The sequence below is a fragment of the Rhizobium phaseoli genome (assembly GCF_010668805.1).
Lineage (GTDB): Bacteria > Pseudomonadota > Alphaproteobacteria > Rhizobiales > Rhizobiaceae > Rhizobium > Rhizobium phaseoli_A.
Genome location: NZ_WUFT01000031.1, coordinates 1 through 13193 on the forward strand (window position 1 = coordinate 1; position 13193 = coordinate 13193).

Annotated in this window: 7 protein-coding genes; all 7 read left to right on the forward strand. The window is 62.6% G+C overall.

What is annotated here, in order from left to right:
• On the forward strand, window positions 1-689 hold a 689-nt coding region (locus GR197_RS29495), incomplete at its 5' end, for a DUF4082 domain-containing protein (protein WP_164016050.1).
• A gap of 97 nt (window positions 690-786) precedes the next feature.
• The gene (locus tag GR197_RS29500; RefSeq protein ID WP_164016052.1) at window positions 787-1971 is read left to right on the forward strand and encodes a GTP-binding protein; all 1185 of its coding nucleotides are present in this window, start codon (window positions 787-789) and stop codon (window positions 1969-1971) included.
• 275 nt (window positions 1972-2246) lie between these two features.
• Complete coding sequence (locus tag GR197_RS29505) at window positions 2247-7547, forward strand: DUF4082 domain-containing protein (protein WP_164016054.1); 5301 nt, start codon at window positions 2247-2249, stop codon at window positions 7545-7547.
• A gap of 49 nt (window positions 7548-7596) precedes the next feature.
• Window positions 7597-8829 (forward strand): GTP-binding protein, encoded by a 1233-nt coding sequence (locus GR197_RS29510; RefSeq protein WP_164016056.1) that lies wholly within the window; start codon window positions 7597-7599, stop codon window positions 8827-8829.
• A 63-nt stretch (window positions 8830-8892) separates the two neighbouring features.
• Window positions 8893-9201, forward strand: a complete 309-nt coding sequence (locus tag GR197_RS29515) for a hypothetical protein (protein WP_164016058.1) — start codon at window positions 8893-8895, stop codon at window positions 9199-9201.
• 43 nt (window positions 9202-9244) lie between these two features.
• Window positions 9245-11389, forward strand: a complete 2145-nt coding sequence (locus GR197_RS29520) for a peptidase domain-containing ABC transporter (protein ID WP_164016060.1) — start codon at window positions 9245-9247, stop codon at window positions 11387-11389.
• Entirely contained in the window at window positions 11386-12828 is a 1443-nt protein-coding gene (locus GR197_RS29525) for an HlyD family type I secretion periplasmic adaptor subunit (protein ID WP_164016062.1), read from the forward strand. The genes GR197_RS29520 and GR197_RS29525 overlap by 4 nt, the downstream gene beginning before the upstream one ends.
• The last annotated feature ends 365 nt before the right edge of the window (window positions 12829-13193 follow it).

Sequence of the window (13193 nt, forward strand, 5' to 3'; positions counted from 1 at the left end):
TGACCTATTCGGCAACGGCCGCCGACGGCACGGCGCTGCCCGGCTGGCTGAGCTTCAATGCCACGACGCGGACCTTCTCCGGCACGCCGACGACATCAGGCACTTACGGCGTCAAGGTGACGGCGACCGACCTTGGCGGCCTCGCCGCCAACGAAACCTTCAACATCGCTGCGTCGGCGGCGGCAACGACCTACAGCCTGTTCTCCGCCTCCAGCACGCCGACCGCTACCAACCTCAACGATGGTCAGCAGCTCGAGCTTGGCGTCAAGTTCCAGTCGAACGTTGCCGGTGACGTTACCGGCATCAAGTTCTACCGCAGCGCCAACGACAACGGCCAGAACGTCGTCGACCTGTGGACCACGACGGGCACCAAGCTCGCCACCGCCACTTTCGCCGGCACCACCGGGAGCGGCTGGCAGACGGTGAACTTTACAACCCCCGTCACCATTGCCGCCAATACCAACTATATCGCCTCTTATCACACCACCGGCGGCTACGTGGCAACTGACGCCTTCTTCGCCAGTGCCGTCACCAACGGTCCGTTAACGGCCCAATCAAGCGCGGTCGCCGGTGGCAACGGTGTCTATGCGTATGGCGGCTCCGCTACCGCAGGGCTCTTCCCGACCAACTCCTACGATTCATCGAATTACTATGCCGACGTGGTCTTCCGGCCGCAGCTCGCCGGATGAAGTAAAGGTTATGGACCAGTTTTCGAATGAGGCTGATACCACCCAAATGCTGGTCGCGGCGAGGGGCGCTCCGACCGCCCACATTCAAGGAATGCCGATGAGCAGGATCGAGCGGCTCCCGGTAACCGTGTTGGCCGGCTTCCTCGGCGCGGGTAAAACCACGCTCCTCAGCCACGTCCTGAATAACCGTCAGGGCCTGCGGGTCGCCGTCATCGTCAACGATATGAGCGAAGTGAACATAGACGCCAGTCTCATTCGAGACGGCGGCTGCAATCTGTCGCATACGACGGAGACACTGATCGAACTCAGCAATGGCTGCATATGCTGCACCCTGCGCAACGACCTGCTGACGGAAGTACGACGGCTGGCCGAAGAGCAACGATACGACTATCTGTTGATAGAAGGGACCGGCATTGCCGAGCCACTCCCGATTGCGGCAACCTTTTCCTTCCGCGATGAGAACGGCGTCTCGCTCGCCGATTTTGCCAGGCTCGATACGATGGTCACCGTGGTCGACGCTGCAAACCTGTTAGCCGACTACAGCAGTGCCGATCTGCTTTCCGACCGCGGCCTGCAGCGGGACGGTGAGGACCGGCGCACACTCATCGATCTTCTCGTGGATCAGATCGAGTTTGCCGATGTCGTCGTGATCAACAAGATCTCGGAGGCGACCGAAGAGATCCGCGCGGAAGTTCGCAAGATCATCTCTGCCCTCAACCCGGACGCGCGCCAGGTGGAGACGGATTTCGGTGAGGTTTTGCTCGCAACCCTCCTCGATACGGGTCTCTTTGATGAAGCAAAGGCGGCAGCACACCCCTTGTGGCACAAGGAACTGTACAGCCCTGACGCGCATGTTCCGGAGACGGAGGAATACGGCGTCTCGAGCTTTGTCTACCGCACGAGGCGTCCCTTCGACCCCAAGCGGTTTCGAGCATTCCTGGACGAGCCATGGCCGGGGGTGATCCGCGCCAAAGGCCATTTCTGGCTTGCCACGCGCCCGCGTCACGTGGGCCTGATGTCGGCCGCCGGCGTGCAGCGGCGCTGCGAGCCCATGGGGCTTTGGTGGGCAGCCGTGCCCCGGCAGGACTGGCCGGGCCATCAGCAGTTTCGTCAGCATCTTGAGAGCCGGTGGGACAGCGCTTGGGGCGACCGCCGGCAGGAATTGGTCTTTATCGGCGTTGATATGGACGAGACAGGTGTACGCACCGCGCTGGACGGATGCCTCGCCAGCGCCGATCCGCGCGACTGGGCCACCCTCGAAGATCCGTTTCCGGCCTGGTAGCACGAGGCGGCGCAGGACAACGCTCGAGTTGATCCCTTCGACCAGCCGGACCGGCAAAATGATACGGAATCAGAATTCCTTTTCAACCAGCGTCGGCCACTTGGCAGAGCCGTAGGCAGCTTTAGGGCCTTCGGCCGGTATGCGGTGAGGGTCATCCTATGGGCGTAGGGGATACCTCCCTCATACCCCGGATTGCTGTCGTACGTTCCCTTAGCAAAGGTGCCAGAATGAACGTCTTGCTATAGCGGTCGAAGGGCCGGCCGCTGCGGAAGGGGATGCCGCTGATGCGGAGAATTCATGTGAGTAATCGTGAGTACCTGAGTACATTTGGTGGAGCGTTGAGTATCTTTCGTGCATCCTCCGCCTGGAGCGCAGTCCTTGCATCCGCGACGGTCGTGTCGTCGAGAAGTACCGATGGTTCTCCAAGCTTTGCCAATCAGGGCAGCGCAACCGTCCAATCCTCCCTCACCGGCACGGTCACATCTTCCCTGATATCATCAGGCGACATGCAATCTTCCCCGGCATCGTCGACGGCGATGCCGCTGCCTGCTGCCGATGGCGGCGTGCAGGATACGTCCACGAAGACGGCGTCGGCTGCGACGGTCTTCCAGACGCCTTCCTCGACATTGCAACGCACTGTGCTTGGCCCGGATCCGGCCGAGGAGGCTGCGACACTGCCTGCCGCCCCCGCGCTGACGGGTGTTACCAGCGATGCCGATACCGGCAGCGCCAAAACGGCGGCGCCGGTCAGTTCTTCCAGCAGTGTCGGCACGGCTTCGTTGCGCCTGCAGGCCTCGATAGCATCCATCTCGGTGGAGCCGAGCCAGGACGTTTCTGCTGAGACGACCGCGGCCCCGACAGCGCTAGTGGCACCGATGCCGGCGGCTTCGGCTGCGGTGACGCCCAACAGGATCGCGCTCGAAAACCTGAAGCAGGGCAACCCGATCAGCGAGTGGGGTCTGGAGGGCGACGGCGGCGGCACCATTCAGGGCTTCGCCACCGAAATCAGCACCAATATCGGCCAGACGGTCGATTTCAAGATCGCCACCGATTCCACCCATTACCGCATCGATATCTACCGCATGGGCTATTATGGCGGCGACGGCGCGCGCAAGGTCGACTCCATCGAGCAATCGCTGACCACGGCGCAGATCCAGCCGCATCCGATCGTCGATATGTCGCTCGGCCTTATCGACTGCGGCAACTGGTCGGTCTCGGCGAGCTGGCAGATTCCGACGGACGCGGTCTCCGGCGTCTATTTCGCCAAGCTGGTGCGCGAGGACGGCACCGCAGATGCCAGCATCATTCCTTTCGTCGTGCGCGACGATGCCTCCACCAGCAATATCGTCTTCCAGACGTCCGACACGACATGGCAGGCCTACAATGCCTGGGGTGGCGCCAGCCTCTATTATGGCGAAGTGCCCGTCGATCCGGCTGCCATGATCGGCTACCTGCCGCCGAACTGCAGCTGCGGCCTGCAGGCCATCGGCCGGGCCTCGGCGGTCAGCTATAACAGGCCGATCATTACCAATACGAGCCCGATCGGCGGCTCGCACGACTACATCTTCGGCGCCGAATCCTCCGCCATCTCGTGGCTGGAGCAGAACGGCTACGACGTATCTTATATTTCGGGCGTCGATGCAGCGCGTAGCGGCAGCCTGCTGCTCAACCACGACGCCTATCTCTCCGTCGGGCATGACGAATACTGGTCTGCCGAACAGCGCGCCAATGTCGAGGCGGCGCGCGATGCCGGCGTCAACCTTGCTTTCTGGAGCGGCAACGAGTGCTACTGGAAGGTCCGTTGGGAAAGCAGCATCGACGGCAGCGGCCAGGCCTACCGCACCATGGTCTGCTACAAGGAAACCTGGGGCACGAGCACGGATCCGAGCAATGTCGGCACCGGCACCTGGCGCGATCCGCGTTATGCCGATGCGGGACAGGAGCCGGAGAATTCGCTGACGGGCACGATGTTCCAGGTGGACAGCTACCGCTCCGATACGATCTCCGTTCCCTACGACTATTCGAACCTGCGCTTCTGGCGCAACACCGATGTCGCGGAGCTGCAGCAGGGCGAGAGCTATAATCTCGTGCAGAACCTGCTCGGCTACGAATGGGATTCCGATGTCGAGAACGGCTTCCGCCCGGATGGGCTGATAAACCTGTCACTCTCTTCGGTCTCGGTGAGCACCTATCTCCGCGACTACGGCACGACGGTCGGCGATGCGGTGGCGACCCACAGCCTGACCATGTACCGGGCGGCAAGCGGCGCGCTGGTCTTCGGCGCCGGCACGGTCTTCTGGTCCTGGGGGCTGAGTGACAACCACCAGGGCGCAGCCACGTCGACCGATCGCAACGTGCAGCAGGCGATGGTCAACATGTTCGCGGATATGGGCATTCAGCCGACGACGCTGGATGCGAGCCTGATCCTTGCGACACAATCGACCGACACGCTGAAGCCCACCTCATCGGTGACGTCACCGATCGTCGGCGCAAGCTTCCTCGAAGGGCAGCATGTGACGATCACGGGCACGGCGCAGGATTTTGGCGGCGGTATCATTGCCGGCGTCGAAGTCTCGACCGATGGCGGCCAGCACTGGTTCAAGGCCACCGGCCGCGAGAGCTGGAGCTATAACTGGGTCGTCCAGGCGAGCGGAACCTACACGATCATGTCGCGGGCGGTCGACGACAGCGTCAATATGGAGGCGGCATCGGCAGGCAAGCAGGTCACCGTCACCCTGCCGGGAACGACAGGCCTCTGGACGCTTGCGGAAAAGCCGGCGGTCGAAGTGGCGATCGATCGCGATTCCGTCGAGCTCGGCCTGCGCTTCCAGACGACGACGGCAGGCTCGGTTGAGGGCATCCGCTTCTACAAGGGCTTCTACAATATCGGCGACCACGTCGTCAGTCTCTGGAGCGCCAACGGAACGCTGCTGGCATCAGGCGTGTCCGTCGACGAACCGCTCTCCGGCTGGCAGACAGTGATGTTCTCCTCGCCGATCCAGATTGCCGCCGGCACGACTTACGTGGCCTCCTATCACAGCGGCGGTTTCTACTCGCTGACAAACAATTATTTCACCGGCGGCACCTATGCCAGCGGCGCGGTGCAGGCCGTCGATGGCGGCGGCGTCTTCGCCTACGGCACCGCTGCCGGCACGTTCCCCGGCCAGAGCCCCGGCACCGGCACCAATTACTGGGTCGACGTAGTCTTCGATGCTGGGCCGAACAGCGCGCCGGTTGCGACCGACGATACGGGGCTGACCATCACCCGCAACGACAGCGTGGTCATCTCGATCGCCTCGCTCATCGGAAACGATACGGATCCGAATGGCGATGCGATGACGATTTCGGCCGTCGGCAATGCCGTCAACGGCACGGTGACGCTCAACAAGCAGAACGGCGCCGTCATCTTCACGCCGACCAACAATTATTCGGGGCCGGCAAGCTTCACCTATACGCTGTCGGACGGGCGCGGCGGCACGGATCAGGGCAACGTCAGCCTCACCGTAAACCAGGGCCCTGCCGGGGAAGCGCTGTTTACCGCAAGCGAAGGGCCGACGGGCGCAAGCTTCAACGACGGTCAGTCGCTGGAACTCGGGATGAGGTTCGTCGCTTCGTCCAGCGGTATGATTTCCGGCATCCGCTACTACAAGGCACCAGGCGATACCGGCGCCCATACCGGCTCCCTCTGGGCAGCCGACGGCACGCTGGTCGCGACCGTCACCTTCGCCGACAGCGGATCGGTGAGCGGCTGGCAGACCGCGACATTCACCAACCCGGTGCATATCGCAGCCGGCACCACCTATGTCGCCTCCTACCACACGACAGGCTCCTATGTGGCGACATCAGACTATTTCACCTCAGCCCATACCAACGGGGCGCTGACGGCGCTCGCCGGCAGTAACGGCGTCTTCGGCATCGGCACGGATTTCCCGACCTCCAGCTACCAGTCGTCGAACTACTGGGTGGATGTCGTCTATAATCAGACAAGCAATGCGGTGCCGGTCGCCGTCAATGACAATGGCTACACGACCTATTCCAATACCGCACTTTCGATTGCCGCAGCCAGCCTGCTTGCCAACGACCATGACGCCGATGGCGATCCGCTCAGCATCACCGGCGCGAATGGTGCGGTCAACGGAACCGTGTCGTTCAACAGCCAGACCAAAACGGTGATCTTCACGCCGAACTCTGGCTATACGGGGTCAGCAAGCTTCTCCTATTCGATCTCGGATGGATATGGCGGCACGTCGTCGGCCACCGTGAGCCTCGCGGTCAATTCGCAGCCTGGCGGCGGCGGCACCGCAAGCCTGTTCACCGGCACCGACACGTCGGCTGTTGCCGCCGCCAATGATGCCAACTCGGTCGAACTCGGCGTCAAGTTCATCGCTTCCGCCAGCGGCCAGATCACCGGGCTCACCTATTACAAGAGCGCCCAGGATACCGGCACGCATGCCGGCTCGCTCTGGACAGCGAGCGGCCAGCTTCTGGCTCAGGCGACCTTCATCAACGAGACGGCGAGCGGCTGGCAGACGGTTTCCTTCACCCAGCCGATCAATGTGACGGCCGGCGCCACCTATGTGTCGAGCTACCATTCGAACGGCTTCTATTCCGCAACGGCAAACTACTTCACGACCGATCATACCAACGGTGCGCTGACGGCGCCGTCGAGTGCGACGAGCGGCGGCAACGGCCTTTATGCCTATGGCTCAGGCAACCTGTTCCCGACCGCTTCCTACAATGCCAGCAATTATTGGGTCGATGTGCTCTATCAGCAGGGCGGCGCGCAGAATGCGGTTCCGGTCGCTGCCAATGACAGCGGCTTTGCGACCAATACCGGCACGCCGATCACTATCCAGGCCTCGGTACTCCTGGCAAACGACACCGATGCCGATGGCGATCCGCTTGTTATCACCGGCGTCAGCGGCGGGGTCAACGGCTCGGTCGCCTACGATGCCCAGGCCCAGACGGTGACCTTCACGCCGACGGCAGGCTATTCGGGACCGGCGAGCTTCAGCTACGCGATTGCAGACGGCAAGGGCGGCACGGCGTCTGCGCAGGTTGCCCTCACCATCAACGGCAGCCAGACGGCAGGGCCGGAGCAGAACCTCTTTGCCGCCGGTGCGACGCCGTCGATCGTCTCCATCAACGACAACCAGCAAATCAATCTCGGCATGAAATTCCAGGCTGATACCTCAGGGTGGATTACCGGCATCCGCTTCTACAAGGGGGCCGACAATACCGGCCCGCATAACGGTTATCTCTGGACCGCCTCGGGCACGCTGCTCGGCAGCGTCACCTTCAACAACGAGACGGCCAGCGGCTGGCAGACTGCGCAGCTTAGCCAGCAGATCGCCATCCAGGCGGATACGAACTACGTCGTTTCCTACTCGAGCAACGGCAATTACTCGGCGACCGGCAACTACTTTGCCAGCGACGTGACGAACGGCGATCTCAAGGCGCCCGGCGGCAGCAACGGCGTCTATGCCTATGGGGCGGGCGGGTTGTTCCCGGCAGCCAGTTATAACAGCACGAACTACTATGTGGATGTGGCGTTCAAACCGCAGCTTGCGGCGTAAAGCCCGCGAGGATGCAAGGCCAAGCATGCTGTAAAGAGTGAGAGTATCGATGATGGGTGCAGACAACAGATTGCCCGTAACTGTTCTCGCCGGGTTTCTCGGCGCCGGCAAGACGACTGTGCTCAATCATGTCCTGAGCAATCGGGAGGGTCGCCGGGTCGCTGTCATCGTCAACGATATGAGTGAGGTCAATATCGATGCGGATCTCGTGCGCGAGGGCGGTGCAGACCTCTCGCGCACCGACGAGACGCTGGTGGAGCTCACCAACGGCTGCATCTGCTGCACCCTGCGCGACGATCTTCTGAGCGAAGTGCGCCGGCTCGCAGCCGCCGGCCGTTTCGACTATCTGCTCATCGAGGGAACCGGCATTGCCGAGCCGCTGCCGGTCGCAGCCACCTTCTCCTTCCGCGACGAGAGCGGGGCGGCCCTTTGCGACGTGGCGCGTCTCGACACGATGGTCTGCGTCGTCGACGCGGTCAATCTTCTCGCCGATTACCAGAGCGCCGATTTCCTTGCCGATCGCGGCGAGAGGCGTGACGGGAACGACGAGCGCAAGCTCGTGGAACTGCTCGTCGAGCAGATCGAATTTTCCGATGTCGTCATCATCAACAAGGCAGGCGACGTGTCGTGCGCCGATCTTGCCGAGGTTCGCCGGGTCGTCGCGGCGCTCAATCCGAGTGCCCAGGTCGTCGAAGCGGTCTTCGGCCAGGTGCCGCTTGGCGCAATCCTGGATACCGGCCTTTTCAGCGAGGCGAAGGCCGCCCGCCATCCGCTCTGGCACAAGGAACTCTTCGGCTGGGGCGATCATGTGCCGGAGACCGAGGAATACGGCATAACAAGCTTCGTCTATCGCAGCCGCCGGCCCTTCCATCCCCTGAGGCTCAAGGATTTCCTCGACCGAAAATGGGCGGGCCTCATCCGTGCAAAGGGCCATTTCTGGCTGGCGACGAGGCCTGATGAGATCGGCCTTCTATCCATTGCCGGCACCCAGTGCCGCATCGAGACCAGGGGCTACTGGTGGGCCTCGGTGCCGCGGGTGCAATGGCCGCGCTTTCCGCAGTTCCGCCAGCTCATCGACCGGCATTGGGACGATGTCTGGGGCGATCGCCGCCAGGAGCTCGTCTTCATCGGTTCTGGCTTCGACGAGGAAGCGATCCGCGCCGCTCTGGCTTATTGCCTGATCGGAGAGGAGACCGGTTTCGATCCGCAGACCGCCGTCGGCATTCGCGATCCGTTTCCAGCCTGGCAGCACGGACATATTCCTGCGCATTCAAATAGTTAGTGTCATAAGGAGCGTAAAGCGCCTTAAATGAAGACGTATTGATTATCAACGGAGGAGAGAACAATGAGCGACGAACTTTATGCAGATGGCATCGGCGAAATCACCATTACCGGAACGATCGTGCGCATCGACCTGATGTCGCTTTCGGCAACCGAACGTGACGCCAACAACAATCCGAAGCCGGTCTTCCGCCAGCGCATCGTCATGCCTGTCGATGCCTTCGCCAATGCGGTCGATCTCATGCAGAAGGCGCTTGGCGGGTTGGTCGAGGCGGGTGCGGTCCGTCGTATCGGCGATATGTCAGCGGCGGCGGCTGCCGATATCCAGTCGGGACAGGCCGGCGCTTCGAACGCTTCGCCGAACTTCAACTGATAAGACAAATAGTGACTGGGTCTCTTATTGTTTCGGGTGGGCCATGAGTGGTTTTCTGCATACCAACCTGCACTGTCTAGCGCTCGTCGCGCGTCATCACGGCGTCGATCTTGCGCCTGAGCGATTGCAGCACGACTATGCCGTCGGCAACGATCCCGTTGCCGTGCGGCAGCTGCTGCGCATGGCCAAGGATGCCGGCCTCAGAGCCCGGCATCTGACGCTCGGCTGGCGATCCCTGTTTCAGCTCGGCGAGGCCTTTCCGGTACTCGCGGAACTGACGAACGGCAACTGGGTGGTCATCGCCGGCGCTGTCGGAAGCGGTGAAGAGGAGAGAATTCGCGTTCTCGACCCGCTGGCGTCACGCGCCGAAGTGATGATGCTCAGCGAAGAGCAATTCGCCAAGGCCTGGCTCGGATCGGTGATCCTGCTGAAGCGCAATTATCGCATGTCCGATGAGGACCGGCCCTTCGGCTTCCGCTGGTTCGTCCCCGAAATCATCAAGCAGCGCAGCTTCTTCCGCGATGTCGCGCTCGCCGCCTTCGTGCTCTACGGGCTGGGGCTGACGACGCCGATCTTCTTTCAGCTCGTCATCGACAAGGTGCTCGTGCATCAGAGCTATGCGACGCTGACGGTTCTGACGGCGGGCATTGCGATCGCGCTGCTCTTCGACGCGACCTTCACCTTCCTGCGGCGCTATCTGCTGCTCTATGCCACCAACAGGATCGATATCCGCGTCGCGACCCGCACCTTCGGCCATCTGCTGAACCTGCCGATCGCGCTCTTCGAGCAGGCTTCTGCCGGCGTTCTCGTCAAGCACATGCAGCAGACGGGGCGCATCCGCGAATTCCTCACCGGCCGGCTGTTCCTCACCCTTCTGGACGGCGTTTCGCTCTTCGTCTTCGTGCCGATCCTGCTTCTCTACAGCGTCAAGCTGACGCTGGTGGTGCTGGGTTTTGCAGCGCTTGTCGGGTTGGTGGTGATGATGCTCGTCGGGCCGTTCCAGCGCCGCCTGCAGGCACTTTACCAAGCCGAAGGCGACCGGCAGGCCTTGCTGGTGGAAACCGTGCACGGCATGCGCACCGTCAAATCGCTGGCGCTGGAGCCGCGCCAGCGCAAGGTCTGGGACGACTATTCGGCCCAATCGATTTCCGTGCGGTTCCGGGTCGACAAGATCTCGACCATCGCCCAGGCGATGACCGGACTGCTGGAGAAGCTGATGAGTGTCGCGATCATCGGCCTCGGTGCGCTCGATGTCTTCAGCGGCTCGATGACCATCGGCGCGCTTGTCGCCTTCAACATGCTCGCCGGCCGGGTCTCCGGACCGCTCGTCCAGATCGTCACCATGGCGCATGAATATCAGGAAGTGGCGCTCTCCGTGCGCATGCTCGGCGAGATCATGAACCAGCGGCCGGAGCAGGCAGGCCGCGGGCGTGGCGTGCGCCCGCATCTGCAGGGCCGCATCGAATTCGATAGGGTCACCTTCCGCTATGCCCCGGATAGCGCACCGGCGCTCGACAATGTCTCCTTCGCCGTTCCGGCGGGCTGCGTCTTCGGCGTGGTCGGCAAGAGCGGCTCCGGCAAGACGACGATCACCAGGCTCATCCAGGGACTTTATCAGAGCCAGGAAGGGCTGGTGCGCATGGACGGCTATGACAGCCGCGAGATCGACCTCGTGCACTTAAGAACCAGCATCGGTGTCGTGCTGCAGGATAATTTCCTGTTTCGCGGCTCGGTTCGCGAGAATATCGCCGCCGCTAAGCCCGATGCCAGCATCGAGGAGATCATGGAAGTCGCCCGCATCGCCGGCGCCGAGGAGTTCATCGAGCGCCTGCCACGCGGCTTCGACACGATGCTGGAGGAAAATGGCTCCAACCTCTCCGGTGGCCAGAAGCAGCGGCTGGCGATTGCCCGCGCGCTGATCACCGATCCGAAGCTGTTGATCTTCGACGAGGCGACGAGTGCGCTCGACCCTGACAGCGAAGCGATCATCCGCGACAACCTCAGCCGCATCGCTGCCGGCCGCACCGTCATCATCGTCTCGCACCGGCTTTCGACGCTCGTCGATGCCGATGCCATTCTCGTCGTCGACCGTGGCAAGGTCGCCGATATCGGCCGGCACGATCAGCTTGTATCGCGCTGCATGACCTATCGCCACCTGTGGGCCCAGCAAATGAGGCAGGTCGCATGAACGCGCACGCCAGAAAATCCAGCGAAAACCTGCCGGTCCCTTCAGACAAAGGCCCCACAGGCCAAGGCCCCTCAGATACGGGAAGGCAACTGACCGCCCGGCCGCCGCTGCCGCCGGCAATTGCGGAATTCCAGTCCGATGCCGTCGAGCTCGAGGAACGCGCGCCGCCGCGGGTGGCGCGCATGACGCTTTATTGCGTGACGGCGCTGCTCGCCTCGGCGATCACCTGGGCCTCGGTCTCCTCCATCGACGAGGTGGTGATTGCGCCCGGCAAGCTCGTCACCACCCAGCCGACCATCGTTGTCCAGCCGCTCGAAACCTCGATCATCCGCACGATCGAGGTGAAGGCCGGCGAGGTGGTGCATGCCGGGCAGACGCTGGCGACCCTCGACGCCACTTTCAGCCAGGCCGATGTCGACCAGCAGCAGGCGAAATTCTCCGCACTCGACGCCCAGGTGAGACGCATCGAGGCCGAGCTTGCCGGCCTCGATTATACGAAGATGGCGGGAAATACGCCCGACCAGATACTGCAGGCGCAGCTCTTCGGCCAGCGACAGGCCTTCTACGCGGCGCAGCTGCAGAATTTCGAGCAGCAGATCGCCGGCCAGTCGGCATCGCTCGCCGCCAGCAAGAACCAGGAAGCGGTGTTGACCCAAAGGCGCGATGGGCTCTCGCAGATCGAGGCAGCGCGGGAGCGGCTCTATAACACACAGAGCGGCTCGCTGATCACGCTGCTCGGTTCCCGCGACGCCCGCCTCGACGTCGAGTCCGACCTGACCGCCGTCCGCGGCCGGGCCGACGAGGCCGCCCACTCCTATGCCAAGCTCCGAGCCGACCGCCAGGCCTTCATTGAGGATTTCCGCCGCGCCGCAATGGAGCAGCTGGTGGAACTGCGCGGGCAGCGCGACATGGCTGACGAGGAACTGAAAAAGATGGAGCTGCGCCGCAACATGGTGGCGCTGACTGCACCTGCCGATGCCGTCGTGCTCGATCTGGCGCAACGGTCGGTCGGCTCCGTCGTGCGCGAGGCCGAACCGGTGGTGACGCTGGTGCCGATCAACGTGCCGCTCGAAGCCGAAGTCTCGATCAACACCCGCGATATCGGCCGCGTCGCCGTCGGCAAGGAAGCGCGTATCAAGCTCGACGCCTATCCCTTCCAGAAATACGGCACCGCCTCGGGCGAGGTGAGAACCATCAGTCAGGATACGTTCCTCACCGGCCAACAGGAACAGAGCGCCAGCCCCGGCCAGCCGGCAGCCCCCTTCTTCAAGGCCCGGATCCTGCTTGCCGATACAAGGCTGAATGCCGCAGATGTGCCGGTGCGGCTGCTTCCCGGCATGACCGTGTCCACGGAAATCAAGGTCGGCAACCGAACGGTGATCTCCTATTTCCTGTATCCGTTGCTGCGTGGCCTCGATAGCGCAATACGCGAACCGTAGGACGCCATGGATCAGTTCGCCCCGAATCAGATCCCGAGCGACTTCAATTTTGGGGGCGTGCGCCGTCCACCGGGGTTGCTGCTTGACGCTCCACACACGCGACCTCACACTCGCGGTGTCGAAGGTGAGTCGGACAGACCGTACCGTTGTTCGCATCCGTTGCTCACCTCAGAAAGAGTCGCCAGCAGGGGCCGATTGGTTCGCGCCGACCGACACGGTCGGTCGCAAACAGGATCGAGGTTGATTGCGTTCGAACCCGCATCCGCTGCCATTTTGCTCGTGAGGTCGCGCCGTGGACAAGGGGTTATCAGCAGTCGATCCGCCTCGCGACATCCCACTTCGGCACCGGAATTTCCTATTGCGGA